Genomic DNA, 16,164 nt, shown 5'->3' with positions numbered 1-16,164 from the left:
GCGAGCCCCGGCCGCGCGAAGCAGCCGGGGCTCGTCGTTGAACCTGTGAAGAGCAGGTTACTTGTCGTGCTCTGAATCGTCCTTCTCGGAGGCGGTGCCCGACTTGATCGCCGATGCAGCCATCTCCGACAGCGCCGGCGGCGCCTGCTCGTGCGGGATCGTCTTGCCGGTGAAGGTCACGTGGCCCTCGTTGCGGATCCGCTCGATCATGTGCGGGTAGTGCAGCTCGAACGCCGGGCGCTCCGAACGGATCCGGGGCAGCTCGGTGAAGTTGTGCCGCGGCGGCGGGGACGACGTCGCCCACTCGAGCGAGTTGCCGTAGCCCCACGGGTCGTCCACCGTCGTGACCTCGCCGAAGCGGTAGCTGCGGAAGATGTTCCAGATGAACGGCAGCGTCGAGGCACCCAGCAGGTAGGCGCCGATCGTCGAGACCATGTTCAGCGTCGTGAAGCCGTCGGACGCGAGGTAGTCGGCGTAGCGGCGCGGCATGCCCTCGTTGCCCAGCCAGTGCTGGACGAGGAAGGTCGCGTGGAAGCCGATGAACGTCGTCCAGAAGTGCAGCTTGCCGAGCGGCTCGTCGAGGAACCGGCCGGTGATCTTCGGGAACCAGAAGTAGATGCCGGCGAAGGTCGCGAACACGATCGTGCCGTAGAGCACGTAGTGGAAGTGCGCGACGACGAAGTACGTGTCGGACACGTGGAAGTCGATCGCGGGCGCGGCCAGCAGGATGCCGGACAGACCACCGAAGAGGAACGTGACGATGAAGCCGATGCTGAACAGCATGGGCGTCTCGAACGTGAGCTGGCCCTTCCACATCGTGCCGATCCAGTTGAAGAACTTCACACCGGTCGGGACCGCGATGAGGAACGTCATGAAGGCGAAGAACGGCAGCAGCACGGCGCCGGTCGCGTACATGTGGTGCGCCCACACGGCGACGGACAGGGCGGCGATGCCGAGGGTCGCGTAGACCAGGCCGTTGTAGCCGAAGATCGGCTTGCGGCTGAACACCGGGAAGATCTCCGACACGATGCCGAAGAACGGCAGCGCGACGATGTAGACCTCGGGGTGGCCGAAGAACCAGAAGAGGTGCTGCCACAGGATCACGCCGCCGTTGGCGGGGTCGAACACGTGGGCACCGAGGTGGCGGTCGGCCAGCAGTCCGAGCAGCGCGGCGGTGAGGATCGGGAACGCGAGCAGCACCAGCACCGACGTCACCAGGATGTTCCAGGTGAAGATCGGCATCCGGAACATCGTCATGCCGGGCGCGCGCAGGCAGACCACGGTGGTGATCATGTTCACCGCGCCGAGGATGGTGCCGAGACCACCGACCACCAGGCCGGAGATCCACAGGTCGGCGCCGACACCCGGCGAGTGGATGGCGTTGCTGAGCGGGGTGTACGCGAACCAGCCGAAGTCAGCCGCACCACCGGGGGTGATGAAGCCCGCCATCACGATCAGGCCGCCGAACAGGTACAGCCAGTACGAGAAGGCGTTGAGCCGGGGGAACGCCACGTCGGGCGAGCCGATCTGCAGCGGCAGGATGAAGTTCGCGAAGCCGAAGACGATCGGCGTCGCGTACAGCAGCAGCATCACGGTGCCGTGCATCGTGAAGAGCTGGTTGTACTGCTCCTGGCTCAGGAACTGCATGCCAGGCCGGGCAAGCTCGGTTCGGATCAGCATGGCCATCGCGCCGCCCACCATGAAGAAGGCGAACGAGGTGACCAGGTACATGATGCCGATTTGCTTGTGGTCCGTGGTGCGGAACATCCGCAGCAGGAAGGACCCCTTGACCGCAGTGCGCGTCGGATAAGGACGCGTTGCGATCGGCTGCGGGGCTACGGCCGTCACGGTGCCTCCAGGCCTTGGTGGGACCAGTCGTTCGGGAAACTCCCCGGGATATTAGACGCAACCGATCAGCTCCATTCGGGTGGGCCGGGGCCGATGGCCAGCGGCGTAGCGCAGGTCACACGTATTCTGCCGCCGTGCTCCGAATGCTCGCTGTCGCTTCCGTCCTGTCGCTGGCCGCCTGTGGCACCCCCGCCACGCACAACTCCGCGGACGTCGCGTTCGCGCAGGGCATGGTCCCGCACCACGAGCAGGCGCTGGAGATGAGCGGCCTCGTCGGCGACCGCACCGACAACCCCCGCCTCGCCGACCTGGCGAAGCGCATCTCCGCCGCCCAGCAGCCCGAGATCGACCGGATGAACGGCTGGTTGCGGACCTGGGAAGCGCCGGTCCAGGCGTCGTCGCACACGTCGCACGGCCACTCGGAGTCGCACGGTCTGGTCGACCTGGGCAACCTCGCCGAGCTCGAGGGCACCGAGTTCGACCGCCAGTGGCTCTCGCTGATGATCCAGCACCACCGCGGCGCCGTGGAGATGGCCCGCAAGCACCTGACGGCCGGCACCGACCCGGAGACGCGCAAGCTCGCCCAGGACGTCGTCAGCCTCCAGGAGAAGGAGATCGCGGAAATGGAGTCGCTCCTCCCCCAGGGCTGATGCCAGCCTTCCGCCCGTGGACGCTCTGTCAGCCGCGGTCTCGTTGGCAACCTCACACGGCCTGGTCTCCTCCGACCCGGTCGTGCTGAAGCGGGGCAGCAACGTGCTCGTGCACCTGCGTCCGGCCCCGGTCGTGGCCCGCGTGGCCGCACGCACGGCCCTGGTCAGGCCTTCCGTCGCCGACCACTTCGCGCGAGACCTGTCGATCTCGGCGTTCCTGGCGGCTCGCGGCGTGCCGGTCGTGCCACCGTCCAGCGAGCTGCCCGCAGGACCGCACGCGTTCGGGGGCTTCGTGGTGTCGTTCAGCACGTATGTCCCGCACGAGTTCGGTGCCCGGCTACCGCGCGAGGACGTTCTCAAGCTCCTACCGGACTTGCACGCCGAACTGAGGCACTACGAGGGCCCGCTCCCCGTTCGCGGCCCTCTGGACGACGTGGACAACGTCCTGGCCTACCTGGCCTGCTGTGGCGTGCCGGACCTCGGCAGGTTCCACGCGTGGCGCGACTCGCTGGCAGCCCGCTGGACCGAGCACCACCGCGACGTCCAGCCCCTCCACGGCGACGCCCACCCCGGAAACCTGCTGCTCACCCCGACCGGCCCCGTCTGGAACGACTTCGAGGACGCCTGGCTCGGACCGGTCGCCTGGGACCTGGCCTGCTCCACAACCGAAGAAGCCGTCCCACGCGCCGTAGAGCTGTACGGCGGCGGAGCGGCTCCTTCGGACGTGGAGTTCCACGTGGAGACACGAACCATGTTCGGCACGCTCTGGGGCGTGCTCGTGGAGTGGTCTTAGGCGCGACGCCTGCGCAGCACGAGCAGCACGGCGGCACCGGCGGCCACGAGCGCGGCACCGAGGCCGAGCAGCCAGGCGGACCCGAAGCCGGTGGCGGCGAGGTCCCTCACCTCGGCGACCGGCACGGGCGCGACGGTGGTCGTCGTCGTGGGCGCGGCCTCGGCGGAAGGAGACGACGTGGCCGGCTCGGAGCTCGAAGCGGAAGTCGGCGCCGACGAGTGGGTCGCGGTCGACTCGGACGTGGTGGTCGTCGTCGTGGTGGTGGTCGTGGTGCTGGTGGGCGGCTGTTCGACAGCGATACCGCACCCGAACCACTGGCCGATCTCCGGAAGGGCGCCGCCGTCGACGACCGGCGCGCGGAGCTCGTTCCACGGCAGCGTGTCTCCGAGCTCGTCGGCCAGGTAGACGTTGAAGACGTCCCCCGCCTTCACGAGCATGCCCGTGACCTGCACGTCCTCGGGCAACCCGGTGATGTTCAGGTGCTTCTGGTTGTCGCCGCCGGTGTGGACGAACTCACCGGGTAGGACCACGTTCCCGCTCAACCCGCCCACGGCGCAGGCATCGGGGTGGTTGACGTCGACGAACTGGAAGAACGGCTGCGCGCGCGGGTCGTCCGTGGTCACCTCGTCGGCGGACGCGCTGGTCGCGAGCACCAGCGAGGCCACGGCCGCCAGAGCGGCCGAGGCGAGCAGGCCGGAACGTCTCAGAGGCGTCACACACATCGGTCACTCCGTGGGGGTCGGCGGATGCCGCGATCCAAGACGATCGATGTCCCCCGAACGGGTTAGATGACGATCAACAGTGCACCTCGTGGCCGAGTTGTTATTGCTCCGTGAGGTGTAACCCCAAACGAAAAGCCGCCCCACGCGCCGTAGTGATCTACGGGCGCGTAGGGCGGCCCCTTTACGGCCTGGGCTTAGGCGCGACGCCTGCGCATCACGAACAGCACGGCGGCACCGGCGGCCACGAGCGCGGCACCGAGCCCGAGCAGCCATGCGGACCCGAAGCCGGTGCTGGCCAGGTCGTCCTCGTCGGCGACGGGCACGGGGGCGACCGTCGTGGTCGTCGTGGGCGAGGCCGCACCGGAAGTCGTGGTGGTCGTCGTCGAGCTCGTGCTGGAGCTGGGCGACGAGGAGTGCGTGACCGTCGAGACCGTCGTGGTGGCCGTCGTCGTGGTCGTGGTCGTGGTGGTGGTCGTCGTCGTGTCCTTGACACCGCAGCCGTACCAGTGGCTGATGTCCGGAACCTTGTCGTTCTTCAGCGGCGACCGCAGGTCGTTCCACGGCAGCGACCCGAGCTTGCCGGCGAGGTAGACGTTGTAAGCGTCGGCGCCCTTCACCACGATGCCGGTGACCTTCACGCCCTCGGGGCCGGCGGTGATGTCGAGGTCCTGCTTGTCCACGCCACCCGTGAAGGTGAACTTGCCAGGCGCGATCGGGGTGCCGCTCAGCCCACCGACGGTGCAGGCGTCGCTGTGGCTGATGTCGACGTTGCCCGCGTACGCGACCGCGCGGTCGTCGCCAGAGCCGGGAGCCGGCTGGTCAGGCCGGGCGGACGCGGTGGCGACCAGCGTAAGGGTGGCCACGGCAGCCACGGCTGCGGCACCGGCCAAGCCGGATCTTCTCAGGGGCGTCAGGCGCATCGTCATTACTCCGTGAGGGTTGGCGGATTCGGCGATCTAAGACGATCGACGTCGCCCGATCGGCCTAGATGACGGTCAACTACACCCTTGTGGCCGAGTTGTTATGCGTCCGTGAAGTTGAATCCTGAACGACCGAACGCCGAAAGGGCCGCCGCGGCGGCCCTTTCGGGTGAAAACAGCACTGCGGCGCTCAGTCGTTCTGCTCGACCTCGGCAGGACGCAGGAACACGGTGCCACCGCCGGTCGGCATGCGCCGGAACCAGTCCACGGAGCTCACGGGCTGGCCGATCACCGGGCCGGCCCCGGTCGGAAGATGAGGGAGCGAGGCGCCTGCGCTGTGCGGAGCCTGCGGCCGGCGAAGTGGTTCGTTCGGGGTGGTCATCATTCCTTCTCGGATGTATGTGCTGGCTCGATGAGGGACCACGACGCCAGCGAACCGATCGTGGTTCTCAAGCGCCGCAATGCGAGATCCGAGATGGTCTGCCATTCCTCGCACGCCTGTGGCAGGAGGAGCTCAACCGATCTTGGGGTTTTGTCGTTGAGTTGGCCTACAACCCAGCTCGCGTCGGGATCGAGCCAAAAGATGCCGGGTGGCTGGGTGGCACGGCCGACAACCGCGCGTCCGGTGGACGCACGCCGGATGCGCACGTCCGGATGGAGGCGGAAGTGGCCGTCATCAAGGGTCTCGTCGCAAAGGGTGGCACAGTCCACTTCGGATCGCCGAATCACGTCACCAGCGGGTGAACCGAAGAGGCCGTGGAGCAGCTGACGCGCGTCGGAGAGCAGGACTTCTTCGTGCTCCAGCAACCAATCACCGATCTCGGTCGCCCGCGCGCGGGCGACCGGGAGCAGTGAGAAGGGGCCGGGCGGTTCGGTGCCGGCGGACGTGCTGAACTGCGCGAGGCAGGTGTAGGCGTGCCATGCCGCGAAGGTCTGTTCCAGCGGCCATCGAGCGTGCGACCACGAGTTCTCGAAACAATCGGCGTCTTCCGCCCTGGCGTCAACAAATTCTTTCACGATCGCCAGGTCGAAGAACTTTTCGTGCGCACCCTCGTGGACCAGTGCCTCCGCGACTTCGAGCGGAGTGGACGGTTCGTCGATGAGCACGATCCCCGGGACGTAGCGCGACGATGCCGAGACGACACCGCCTGACGTCTCCCGCTTGAGCACGGCAAGCATCGACACGTGCGCAAGCAGGTCGTCCGCCATTTCCGGAGCGATCTCGCGGAACAGCCGGACTCCCTCGGACACCATCCCCAGAGCGTTGCCGAACCTCGCTCCGTCCGCCTCGGTGAGCGGCTCGGGACTGACGCCGGGTGGTGCCACGATGCGCAACGGCGCTTCGACCAACCGGGCCGCGGCAGGGTCGGACACCACGGCGACGCCGACGTCGCACACGCGCACAGCCGCGGCTTCAGCCAGCCGCTCCAGGTCGAGGTGGCCCTGCCCGGCGAGCACGCGGCCGATCTCGTAGCGGACGATCGGGTGGTCGGCGAGGTTGTCCGACAACTCGGCACCGGGCGCGAACAGGTCGACCGCGAGCCGGTAGAGCGCGCGTCGCTCATCGACCAGCGCGGCCGCGGGTGCGATCGCGGCATGCAGTGCATGCGTGCTCGCAACTGGCGAACCAACCACCGAGACTCCGTAGTGACAGACCCGTGCCGACGTCCCCCGATGAAAAGAAAGTCAGGGACACCCCTGCACGTGCGGCGCGTCCCTGATCGCGCGAAGCGTACGGCACGTCGTGATGCGCGCAACACATCGGGAGGCCGCACAAAGGCCGGTGCCCCGGCTCGCGTCTGGCGACGCGGACCGGGGCACCGACTTCCCGCTGGTCTTTCTCACCCGAACATGATGCTGGTGACGTTCACGAAGCCGACGACGGCGAGCGCGATGACCGACACGACGATCATCGTGAGCACGGTGCGCCAACCGATAGCGGTGACGGCGACTGCTACGGCGGCTGCTATTCCGAGTGCACTCCCTGCAGACATCTCGTTACCTCCCGACCAGGCGAGCGTGGGCTCCCAGGAGTGGGCGGTCCTGGGCGTCTCACCTGTGTTCAGGGTCTCGCCTTGTATGTTGTCTGTCAACCGTCGACTGGTTGCCAGACAAGTTGCAACCTGTCCGCAGCAGGCCTAAGCTGGACCGATGTCCGCCGACGACACGCATCTCGGTGAGAGCTGGGCGCTCTCGCCGGACTCGCGACGGCCTCTGCCGGAACTGATCGAGCAGAAGCTCCGCGAGCAGATCATCGGCGGCACCCTCAACGCGGGAGACCGCCTCCCCACCGAACCGGAACTGGCCCGCAAGCTCGACGTCGCGCGGTCGTCGCTGCGCACGGCTCTGCAGCGCCTCCAGCTCCAGGGCATCGTCGAGGTGCGACGCGGTCTGGGCTGGTTCGTGCGCCGCACCGACCTGACGGCCGTGGAGGAACACCTGGAAGGCCGGCTCGCGGCCCGCCAGTTCTCCCAGTCGGACCTGCTGGAAGTGCGGATCGCGCTCGAGACCACGGCCACCAGCCTGGCCGCGGTCCGGGCGGGGGACGGTGAGCTGGACGAGCTGGCCAAGCTGAACCGCCGCTACCAGCGCGCGCCCGTCGACGACGTCCAAGAGGTCCTGGAGTCGGACGAGGAGTTCCACTCGGCGCTGATCCGGGCCAGCCACAACGAGCTCCTCGAGCAGATGTACCAGGCACTCGTGCCCGGCCTGCAGGACTGCAAGCGGCACGCGCACCCTTCTCGTGAGGTGCACATCCGTTCCGCCAACGAACACGACCAGATCGTCTGGTTCCTGCGCCGGCACGACGAAGTGGGCGCGAAGAGCGCGATGACCACGCATCTGCTGGGTCTGTACGACGACGTGGCAGCGGACGACACGACACCCAGGGCGACTCTCAGCACGTACGTAGGGGTGTCGGACAACCCGATCTGGGGCAAGTCGCGCTGATACGGCGTGCACCGAAAGGCTCTGGCGCTCGTCCCCCATCACTCCCACCATGTATGCACGAACGCGGAGTGAGGGGGCGGGCGGCGAGTGGTGGCGGCGCGCAGGCACAAACAAGCGCTGGCTGTCGCGATCGCGTTGCTCGTCCTGGCAGCCGCGGACCTGGCGGTCGCGTTCCTCTGGCAACCGGAGACCCGCAACCTCCTGCACGACGTTCTCGTCGTGTTCTGGCCGTTGCCCGCGCTGGCCGGCTTCCTGCTCCTCGCCTACGAGCTGTTCCTGCACCGCCGCCTGGTCAGCGAGCTGAGCCAGATCTCAGGTCCGAGCATCGTCGAACACCTGCTGCCGAACGACGTGCTGCGCACGTTCCTCTCCTCGATCTACGGCTCGCACGAGGCGAACCAGGACGTCGTCTCCGGCGTGCTGGGGGGCGACGGCCTGCGCCCGCACGGCAAAGACCTCACGATCAGCACGAACACGACGGTGAAGCTGGAGCTCCAGGGCATCAACGCCAAGACCTACCACCTGATCACGACGCAGAGCTACCAGTTCCGGCACAGCGTTCCGGTCGACCGGTTCGTCATCTTCGCCACCAGTGACGTGCTGCTGCGGGACACCATCAGCGCCGCCTGCCGCTACCCGCTCTTCGAGCTGTACTACATCACCGACCCGTCGCTGTTCCTCGACTCGGTCGACGACGTCCTGCACTCGACGAAGATCGCCATCGACTACATCGACCACGACGGCGTGAGCCGTTCCGCCGCACCGAGCCAGATCCCGCTGCTCGAGGTGAAGTTCGACCAGTGGCCGAACTACCTGACCTTCTTCCGCGAGTCCACGAGCACCCAGCCGAAGCGGAGCCCGCACAGCCACCTCGGGGACCTGCGCATCTTCGAGTGCGACCTCAGCGGAATCGCCGAAGACCACCTGGTGAGCGCGATCCGCGGGTTGACGATCACGTCGCGGATGTTGCAGCGGACCAACGAGGGCTTCTGCTACTGGCAGGCGCCTTATCCGTCCTATGTGGAACAGATCTGCTTCGAGGCACGAGGGCTCGCGGTCGACCACTCCCCCGGGCACGAGTTCTCCATCATGCCGTTCCTGTTCCGCTCCAACACGGTGACCGGGCAGTGGCTGAAGGCGGACGACCTGGACGACCTCACCGTTCGGTCGTGGCTGCTCCCCGGTCACGGGGTGGCTCTGATGTGGCGGGAGGCGCGGCATTGACGGTGCCGCCGTTCGGCATGCGCCGGAACCAGTCCACCTGGTGCACGGACTCGCCTTGAGGGCGAGGCACCCGAGGAAGCAAGGAACCCGGCGATGTCCCCATGCCCGGGCTCGCGAAGCGCGTGGCCGCGGTCGCCTGCCGAGCGGGTGAGCGCGGCTTGCAAACGGACGCAAGAAATTGCGTACACTTGCGCCATGACGCAACGGAGGCTGGCCGAGGTCGCGGCCAAGGTCGGGGTCAGCGAGGCCACCGTCAGCCGGGTGCTGAACGGCAAGCCGGGTGTCTCGGACGCCACGCGCAGCGCTGTGCTCACCGCACTTGACGTGCTGGGATACGAGCGGCCGACGCAGCTCAGGGGTGAGCGGGCGAGGCTCGTGGGGCTCGTGTTGCCCGAGTTGCAGAACCCGATCTTCCCCGCGTTCGCGGACGTGGTCGGGAACGCGTTGGCGCAAAGGGGTTTCACGCCCGTGTTGTGCACCAGGACGGCCGGCGGGGTGACGGAGGCCGAGTACCTGGAGCTGCTGCTCGAGCAGCACGTCAGCGGGATCGTGTTCGCCGGCGGGTTGTACGCGCAGAAGGACGCCAGTCACGGGCACTACCAGCAGATGATGTCCCGGAAACTGCCCGCGGTGCTGGTCAACGCCGCCATAGACGACCTGGCGTTCCCGCGGGTCTCGTGCGATGACGCGGTGGCGGTCGAGCAGGCGTACGGGCATCTCACGTCGTTGGGGCACAGGAGGATCGGGGCCGTGCTGGGACCGCCGGACCACGTGCCCAGCCAGCGGAAGCTCGAGGCCATCACCAAGAGTGGCGGTGCGGACGTCGAGCACGCCATGTTCAGCCTGGAGGGTGGGCAGGCGGCGGCCACGAAGCTGGTGCAGCGCGGGGTCACGGCGATCATCTGCGCCAGCGACCCGTTGGCGCTGGGTGCGATAAGGGCCGTCAGGCGGGCCGGGCTGGACGTGCCCAAGGACGTGTCGATCATCGGGTACGACGATTCCGCCTTCATGACCTGCACTGATCCGCCGCTGACCACCGTTCGCCAGCCCATCGAGTCGATGGGGCGGGCAGCTGTGGAGCTGCTGGCCAACCAGATCTCCGGCAACGCCGTGGCACCGGACGAGCTGCTCTTCGAGCCCGAGTTGGTGGTGAGGGCGTCGACCGCTCCAGCCAGGTAGCAGGTCAGTCGACTTCTTGCGAGTTTTCGTCTGGATATTGCGTTCAGATGTAACGGCGTCTTATGGTCGCCGTCACATCGACGCGCTCGCGAGAAGGGCGGCTCCACCATGAAGAAGTCCGCTGCCGTGCTGATTGGCGGTGTCCTGGCCCTGAGCTCGGTCGGCTGTGGGAGCGATTCCACGCCCGAGTCCGGCGGCAAGGTCCAGATCAACGTCAACGGTCAGCCGCCGCAGACGCAGGCGTTCGACCGCAAGGTCTTCGACGAGGACGTCGCGGAGTTCGAGAACGCGAACCCGGACATCGACCTCGTGCCGCACGAGGGGTTCATGGACCCGAAGACGTTCTCCGCCAAGCTCGCGGGCGGACAGCTGGAGGACGTCTTCTACGTCTACTTCACCGATCCCGCGGCGCTCATCGCGCGCAAGCAGGCCGCCGACCTGACGGCCTACGTCAAGGACGTGCCGCACTACGGCGACCTCAAGCAGGAGCTCAAGGACGTCTTCACGGTCGACGGCAAGGTCTACGGGCTGCCCACCGCCAACTACACGATGGGCCTGCTCTACAGCCGCACCAACTTCACCAAGGCGGGGCTCGACCCGAACTCGCCGCCGAAGACGTGGGACGAGGTCCGGCAGGCGGCCAGGAAGCTCAAGGACGCCGGGGTCACCGGGTTCGCGGAGTACAGCAAGAGCAACCAGGGCGGCTGGCACTTCACGACCTGGATGAAGTCCGTCGGCGGTGACATCGCCCGCAGGGACGGCGACAGGTACGTGGCCGACTTCGACAACGACAAGGGCAGGGAGGTCCTGCGCAGGCTCAAGGAGATGCGCTGGGACGACGGCTCCATGGGCGAGAAGCAACTCCTGGAGATCGGCGACGTGCAGAACATGATGGGCGCGGGCCAGCTCGGCATGTACCTGGCCGCGCCGGACAACGTCGCCGCGATCGTCAACCAGTTCAAGGGCAGGTACGACGACTACGGCCTGGCCGCGATCCCGGAGCAGAAGGGCACCCTGCTCGGCGGCGAGGGGTACATGATCAACCCCAAGGCGTCGCCGGAGAAGATCAAGGCCGGCTTGAAGTGGATCCAGTGGAAGTACCTGAACCCGGACCGCCTCGAGGGCAACCTGCGGAAGTACAAGGACCGCGGTCAGCCCGTCGGCCTGCCGATCCCGCCGATCTCCGACATCTGGACCGGTGAGCCGCGCAAGCAGCAGGAAGAGCTGAAGGCCAAGTACGCCACGATGCCGGTGCAGAACTTCCAGGCCTACGTGGACGGTTCGGAGAGGACCAGGGGCTCGCTCGAACCGCCGCAGGCGCAGCAGGTCTACGCGATCCTCGACAGCGTCGTGCAGGCGACGCTCACGAACAGGGACGCGGATCACGCGGCACTGCTGAAGGATGCGGAGACCAAGGTCAACGCCGTCCTGGCGCAGGTGAAGTGAGTGCGGCGCCACGTCACCGCGTACGGCTTCCTGAGTGCCGCGCTGGTCGTCTTCGCGGTCTTCTCCTGGTATCCGATCGTGCGCGGGGTGGTCCTGAGCTTCCAGCAGGTCGACTTCGTCACGAGTCCCGACTGGGTGGGCTGGGAGAACTTCGAGCGGCTCTTCGCGGACCCGCTGTTCGGGGTGGCGTGGCGCAACACGTTCTACTTCACGGTCCTGGCCCTGCTCATCGGGTTCGGGGTCCCGTTCCTGACGGCCGTGGTGCTCAACGAGCTGCGGCACGCCAAGGGCTACTTCCGGTTGCTGGTCTACCTGCCGGTGATGCTGCCGCCGGTCGTCACGGCACTGCTGTGGAAGTGGTTCTACGACCCGGGACCGGGGCTGTTCAACTCCGTCCTCAGAGGACTCGGCCTGCCCCCGCTGCAGTGGCTGGACTCCGCCGGCACCAGCATGATCAGCCTCGTCCTGGTGATCACCTGGGCGAACATGGGCTCGGCGACGCTCATCTACCTGGCGGCGCTGCAGACCATCCCCGGTGAGCTGTACGAGGCGGCGGACCTGGACGGCGCGAGCCTGGTCAGGAAGGTCTGGCACATCACGGTCCCGCAGACCAAGTTCGTGATCCTGATGCTCCTGCTGCTGCAGGTCGTGGCGACCATGCAGATCTTCACCGAGCCGTTCATCATGACCGGCGGCGGCCCGGAGGAGTCGACGGTCACGGTGCTGCTCCTGCTCTACCGCTACGCCTTCTACTACAACGACTTCGGCACCGCGAGCGCGCTGAGCCTCATCCTCTTCGCGGTGCTGGGCGTCTTCTCCTTCCTCTACCTCCAGATCACGAAGAAGGCCGACGGATGAGGACGCTCACCAAGAACAACGGCCCGCTCTACTGGGTCGTCCTCGCCGGCACGCTGGTCCTGTTCACCGCCGCGTTCCTGTTGCCGCTGGTCTGGGTGCTGCTCGGCGCCTTCAAGCCCCCGGCGGAGCTGGCGCGGCAGCCACCGACGATCCTGCCGGAGACGTGGGAGCCGGGCGCGTACGCCGACGCCTGGAACTACATGGACCTCGGCCGGTTCTTCCTCAACACCTTCGTCGTCGCGATCGGCGCGTGGGCGGTGCAGATGGCCGTGATCGTTCCCGCGGCCTACGCGCTCAGCAAGCTCCGGCCGATGTTCGGCAACGTCGTCATGGGCCTGATGCTGGCGACGCTGATGCTGCCGTCGACGGCCGTGCTGGTGCCGGTGTACCTCACGCTCACCGACCTCGGCCTGCTCAACAACCCGGCGGGCATCTGGCTGCCGGCCGCCGCCAACGCGCTGAACGTCTACCTGCTCAAGCGGTTCTTCGACCAGGTCCCCGAGGAACTGCTGGAGGCGGCCAGGATCGACGGCGCGGGCACGTGGACGACCCTGGTCAGGGTCGTCCTGCCGATCTCGCGGCCCATCCTCGCCGTCGTCTCGATCTTCGCCGTCGTGGCGGCGTGGAAGGACTTCATCTGGCCGTTGCTCGTGTTCCCCGACCCGGCGCGGCAGACGCTCAGCGTCGCGCTCCAACGCTTCGCGCCGGACACCCCGATCAACCTCCTGCTCGCGGGCCTCGTGCTGGCGAGCCTGCCGATGGTGGCGCTGTTCCTGGCGTTCCAGCGGCACATCCTCGCGGGGCTCACCGCGGGCGGCGTAAAAGGCTGAAAGGACACCAGATGAGTTGGTGGCGCAACGCATCCATCTACCAGGTCTACCTGCGCAGCTTCGCGGACGGCAACGGTGACGGCATCGGCGACATCGCGGGCCTGCGCGCCAGGCTCCAGCACATCGCGAGCCTCGGCTTCGACGCGATCTGGCTCAACCCCTGGTACCCGAGCCCGCTGGCCGACGGCGGCTACGACGTGGCCGACTACCGCGACATCGAGCCGGTGTTCGGGTCGCTCGCCGACGCCGAGAAGCTCATCGCGGACGCGCACGGGCTCGGCATCCGGGTCATCATCGATCTCGTCCCGAACCACTGCAGCGACCAGCACCCGTGGTTCGAGAACGGCCTGTGGGACCGCTTCCACATCCGCGAGGGCGAGGAGATCCCGAACGACTGGCAGTCGCGCTTCGGCGGCCCGGCGTGGAGCAGGCTCGACGACGGCCGCTGGTACCTGCACCTCTACGCCGCCGAGCAGCCGGACCTCAACTGGGAGAACCCGGTCGTCCACGACGAGTTCGACGACATCCTGCGGTTCTGGCTCGACCGCGGCGTCGACGGGTTCCGCATCGACGTGGCCGACGGCCTGGTGAAGGACTTCTCCAAGCCCGACGCGGAGCTGCCCTACTCCGACCAGGACGGCGTGCACGAGATCTACCGGCGGTGGCGCCGGATCGTCGACTCCTACGACGGCGACCGCATCCTGGTCGGCGAGATGTGGCTGCCGGACCCGGAGCGGTTCGCCCGCTACCTCCGCCGGGACGAGATGCACAGCGCGTTCAACTTCGACTTCCTCTGCTGCCCCTGGAACGCCCGGGAGCTCAGGAAGGTCGTCGACAGCACGCTGGCGGCGCACGAACCCGTCGGCGCACCGCCGACCTGGGTGCTCTCCAACCACGACGTCACGCGGCACGTGACCCGCTACGGCCGCGAGAAGACGGGTTTCTCGTTCGCGGACAGGCAGCACGGCGCCCCCACCGACTTCGAACTGGGCACCCGCCGGGCACGCGCGGCGATCATGCTCACGGCGGCGCTGCCCGGTGGCGTCTACGTCTACCAGGGTGAGGAACTCGGTCTCTGGGAGGTCGAGGACCTGCCGGACGAGCTGCGCGAGGACCCGGTGTGGCACCGTTCCGGCTTCACCGACCGGGGGCGCGACGGCTGCCGCGTGCCTCTCCCCTGGTCGTCGGAAGACGGTCCGAGCTGGTTGCCGCAGCCCGAGAACTGGCAGCGGTTCTCGGTCGAGGCCCAGACGGACGACCCCGACTCGATGCTCGCCCTGTACCGCGAGGTGTTCGCGCGGCGCCGCGGCATCAGCGGCGACCTCGAGTGGCTCGACCTCGGCGAGGACGTGCTGGCGTTCAGGCGGGGCGGCCACACCTGCGTCGTCAACCTGTCGGAGAAGCCGGTGGAACTCCCCGCCGTGCCGTCGTTGTCCAGCGTTCCGCTCAGCAACGGCCAGCTGCCGCCCGACGCCGCGGCCTGGCTCGGCTGAGAGGACCGGGGGTGGCCGGGAGGCCACCCCCGGAGCGTCACCTCGTCGCGTAGGGTGAGTCGTCGGCCTTCGCGGCCTCGGTCGGCAGGTTCTTCGCGATGCCGATGGCCGTCGTGTCGACGATGGCGTCCGCCGCGGCTTTCGGCATGATCGCCTGCAGGCCGGTCTTGCACTTCTCCAGGATCTCGAAGATCTTGTCGACGACCTTCGAGAGGTTGCGGATGGTCGTGATCACCTTGTCGAGCCAGTCCGAGACCTTCTTGGCCCACTTCATGACCAGCCGGATGCCGTCGGCGACGATGCCCGGCGTCGCGAGCCCGACCGTGAGCAGCGCGGCGGCCGCCCACCTGATCAGCGCCTGCACCAGCTCGCTCATCGCCATCGAGATCAGGTCGCGCACGATCGTCCGGACCGTGGCGACGGCGACGCCCGCACCGGTCAGCGCGGCACCGACGCCCTCGGCGGCGAGACCGGCCGCCTTCACGCCGGTCGCCTCCGCCTTGGCCACCGCGCTGTAGGCGGTGATCGCGGCACCCTGCCACGCGCTGGTGTCGTTCTCGACCACCCGCGTCATGTCCTCGCCGGCCCTCTTGAGGTGATCGGCGACGTTGCCCCAGGTCGCGGCGTTCTGGTTGATCACGCCCGGGTTGCCCGCCAGCGAGTCCAGCATCGACTTCAACGGCTCGACGTGCTCGATGAACCACGCGAACGCCGACGACAGCAGCGTGCCGAACGGGTCGGTCAGGAAGCCCAGCGCGTCGATGCCCGCGCCGAGGACGTTGATGCCCGCCTCGGCCCAGTCACCGCGCTGGACGGCGGCGACCGCGTCCGCCGCCGGCTCGACGAGGTTGAGGCCGGCGAGCGCGCCCGGAGCCTCCGGGGCGGCGGCCACCAGCGGGTTCGGTGCGGTCATGACGTCAGCTCCCCGAGCTTTTCGACGATCTTCGTGAAATTGCCGCCGAGCGCCTGGTCGACGGTGTCGTAGGTGTCGGCCATCCCGTTGACACCGTCCACAGTGGCGTTGACGACGCCGTGCGCGGTGGTGACGGCACCGGTGCCGGCCGCCTCGATGGTGCCCATGATCGGCTCCAGCAGCGGGCTGCAGAGGATGCCGTACGCGTTGGCGCCGTTGATCCGCGCCTGCCCGATGGCCTGCTGGGCCGTCTCGATCTGCCTCACGATGCCGTCGAGCCGCCTGGCGTGCTCGCGCATCGCCTGCGTCTGGACGTTGAACCCCGGCGCGGTCATGCGC

The 16,164-nt window shown here is 67.9% G+C and carries 17 protein-coding genes; 9 read left to right on the top strand and 8 right to left on the bottom strand.

The annotated features are described in order from the left end of the window. Positions 1–57: 57 nt before the first annotated feature. Positions 58–1,848 (bottom strand): cytochrome c oxidase subunit I, encoded by a 1,791-nt coding sequence (ctaD, locus tag L6E10_RS23420; RefSeq protein ID WP_236221676.1) that lies wholly within the window; start codon positions 1,846–1,848, stop codon positions 58–60. Between the two features lie 143 nt (positions 1,849–1,991). Between ctaD and L6E10_RS23415 the strand changes: the two genes are divergently transcribed. Further along, positions 1,992–2,498, top strand: a complete 507-nt coding sequence (locus tag L6E10_RS23415; protein ID WP_236221746.1) for a DUF305 domain-containing protein — start codon at positions 1,992–1,994, stop codon at positions 2,496–2,498. A 16-nt stretch (positions 2,499–2,514) separates the two neighbouring features. Next, a complete protein-coding gene (locus L6E10_RS23410; RefSeq protein WP_236221675.1) occupies positions 2,515–3,291 on the top strand; it encodes an aminoglycoside phosphotransferase family protein in 777 nt (258 codons plus the stop codon). Here L6E10_RS23410 and L6E10_RS23405 read toward each other — a convergent pair. The 5 genes from L6E10_RS23405 to L6E10_RS23385 form a co-directional block, all read right to left on the bottom strand. Further along, positions 3,288–4,007: an LPXTG cell wall anchor domain-containing protein gene (locus tag L6E10_RS23405; protein ID WP_236221674.1), complete on the bottom strand. Its 720-nt coding sequence runs from the start codon at positions 4,005–4,007 to the stop codon at positions 3,288–3,290. The two genes, L6E10_RS23410 and L6E10_RS23405, sit on opposite strands and share 4 nt — an antisense overlap. Positions 4,008–4,207: 200 nt before the next feature. Further along, positions 4,208–4,876, bottom strand: a complete 669-nt coding sequence (locus L6E10_RS23400; protein WP_236221673.1) for an LPXTG cell wall anchor domain-containing protein — start codon at positions 4,874–4,876, stop codon at positions 4,208–4,210. A 247-nt stretch (positions 4,877–5,123) separates the two neighbouring features. Continuing rightward, positions 5,124–5,315: a hypothetical protein gene (locus tag L6E10_RS23395; RefSeq protein ID WP_236221672.1), complete on the bottom strand. Its 192-nt coding sequence runs from the start codon at positions 5,313–5,315 to the stop codon at positions 5,124–5,126. Beyond that, positions 5,315–6,568: an HEXXH motif-containing putative peptide modification protein gene (locus L6E10_RS23390; protein ID WP_236221671.1), complete on the bottom strand. Its 1,254-nt coding sequence runs from the start codon at positions 6,566–6,568 to the stop codon at positions 5,315–5,317. The genes L6E10_RS23395 and L6E10_RS23390 overlap by 1 nt, the downstream gene beginning before the upstream one ends. A 206-nt stretch (positions 6,569–6,774) precedes the next feature. Beyond that, positions 6,775–6,927, bottom strand: a complete 153-nt coding sequence (locus L6E10_RS23385; RefSeq protein ID WP_236221670.1) for a hypothetical protein — start codon at positions 6,925–6,927, stop codon at positions 6,775–6,777. 157 nt (positions 6,928–7,084) lie between these two features. Here L6E10_RS23385 and L6E10_RS23380 point away from each other — a divergent pair, with 157 nt between their 5' ends. The 7 genes from L6E10_RS23380 to L6E10_RS23350 all read left to right on the top strand — a co-directional run bounded on the left by L6E10_RS23380 (position 7,085) and on the right by L6E10_RS23350 (position 14,912). Next, positions 7,085–7,882 carry a FadR/GntR family transcriptional regulator gene (locus L6E10_RS23380; RefSeq protein ID WP_236221669.1) on the top strand — a complete coding sequence of 266 codons (798 nt, stop codon included), beginning with the start codon at positions 7,085–7,087 and terminating at the stop codon, positions 7,880–7,882. A 90-nt stretch (positions 7,883–7,972) separates the two neighbouring features. Then, the gene (locus L6E10_RS23375; protein ID WP_236221668.1) at positions 7,973–9,106 is read left to right on the top strand and encodes a hypothetical protein; all 1,134 of its coding nucleotides are present in this window, start codon (positions 7,973–7,975) and stop codon (positions 9,104–9,106) included. A 195-nt stretch (positions 9,107–9,301) separates the two neighbouring features. Continuing rightward, the gene (locus L6E10_RS23370; RefSeq protein WP_236221667.1) at positions 9,302–10,285 is read left to right on the top strand and encodes a LacI family DNA-binding transcriptional regulator; all 984 of its coding nucleotides are present in this window, start codon (positions 9,302–9,304) and stop codon (positions 10,283–10,285) included. Positions 10,286–10,393: 108 nt separating this feature from the next. Further along, complete coding sequence (locus tag L6E10_RS23365; RefSeq protein ID WP_236221666.1) at positions 10,394–11,731, top strand: ABC transporter substrate-binding protein; 1,338 nt, start codon at positions 10,394–10,396, stop codon at positions 11,729–11,731. Then, on the top strand, positions 11,732–12,589 hold the full coding sequence (locus L6E10_RS23360; RefSeq protein ID WP_236221665.1) for a carbohydrate ABC transporter permease: 858 nt from the start codon (positions 11,732–11,734) through the stop codon (positions 12,587–12,589). After that, positions 12,586–13,419, top strand: a complete 834-nt coding sequence (locus L6E10_RS23355) for a carbohydrate ABC transporter permease (protein ID WP_236221664.1) — start codon at positions 12,586–12,588, stop codon at positions 13,417–13,419. The genes L6E10_RS23360 and L6E10_RS23355 overlap by 4 nt, the downstream gene beginning before the upstream one ends. Before the next feature lie 11 nt (positions 13,420–13,430). Continuing rightward, on the top strand, positions 13,431–14,912 hold the full coding sequence (locus L6E10_RS23350) for a glycoside hydrolase family 13 protein (RefSeq protein ID WP_236221663.1): 1,482 nt from the start codon (positions 13,431–13,433) through the stop codon (positions 14,910–14,912). Between the two features lie 37 nt (positions 14,913–14,949). Here L6E10_RS23350 and L6E10_RS23345 read toward each other — a convergent pair whose 3' ends face one another. Together L6E10_RS23345 and L6E10_RS23340 are read right to left on the bottom strand one after the other, a co-directional pair. After that, entirely contained in the window at positions 14,950–15,825 is an 876-nt protein-coding gene (locus tag L6E10_RS23345) for a WXG100 family type VII secretion target (RefSeq protein WP_236221662.1), read from the bottom strand. Continuing rightward, positions 15,822–16,160 carry a type VII secretion target gene (locus L6E10_RS23340; RefSeq protein ID WP_236221661.1) on the bottom strand — a complete coding sequence of 113 codons (339 nt, stop codon included), beginning with the start codon at positions 16,158–16,160 and terminating at the stop codon, positions 15,822–15,824. The genes L6E10_RS23345 and L6E10_RS23340 overlap by 4 nt, the downstream gene beginning before the upstream one ends. Between the last annotated feature and the right edge of the window lie 4 nt (positions 16,161–16,164).

Origin of the sequence: Lentzea sp. CC55, from assembly GCF_021056325.1 — a bacterium.
GTDB lineage: Bacteria > Actinomycetota > Actinomycetes > Mycobacteriales > Pseudonocardiaceae > Lentzea > Lentzea jiangxiensis.
Note: the sequence above shows the minus strand (reverse complement) of the source record. Positions and strands in the feature narration are given on the sequence as shown.

Excerpts from the sequence above, each read along its gene's own strand:
- L6E10_RS23380 (WP_236221669.1), top strand. The coding sequence starts at position 7,085 with ATGTCCGCCGACGACACGCATCTCGGTGAGAGCTGGGCGCTCTCGCCG.
- L6E10_RS23355 (WP_236221664.1), top strand. The coding sequence starts at position 12,586 with ATGAGGACGCTCACCAAGAACAACGGCCCGCTCTACTGGGTCGTCCTC.
- L6E10_RS23365 (WP_236221666.1), top strand. The coding sequence starts at position 10,394 with ATGAAGAAGTCCGCTGCCGTGCTGATTGGCGGTGTCCTGGCCCTGAGC.
- L6E10_RS23345 (WP_236221662.1), bottom strand. The coding sequence starts at position 15,825 with ATGACCGCACCGAACCCGCTGGTGGCCGCCGCCCCGGAGGCTCCGGGC.
- L6E10_RS23415 (WP_236221746.1), top strand. The coding sequence starts at position 1,992 with ATGCTCGCTGTCGCTTCCGTCCTGTCGCTGGCCGCCTGTGGCACCCCC.
- L6E10_RS23370 (WP_236221667.1), top strand. The coding sequence starts at position 9,302 with ATGACGCAACGGAGGCTGGCCGAGGTCGCGGCCAAGGTCGGGGTCAGC.
- L6E10_RS23350 (WP_236221663.1), top strand. The coding sequence starts at position 13,431 with ATGAGTTGGTGGCGCAACGCATCCATCTACCAGGTCTACCTGCGCAGC.
- L6E10_RS23340 (WP_236221661.1), bottom strand. The coding sequence starts at position 16,160 with ATGACCGCGCCGGGGTTCAACGTCCAGACGCAGGCGATGCGCGAGCAC.
- L6E10_RS23395 (WP_236221672.1), bottom strand. The coding sequence starts at position 5,315 with ATGACCACCCCGAACGAACCACTTCGCCGGCCGCAGGCTCCGCACAGC.
- L6E10_RS23385 (WP_236221670.1), bottom strand. The coding sequence starts at position 6,927 with ATGTCTGCAGGGAGTGCACTCGGAATAGCAGCCGCCGTAGCAGTCGCC.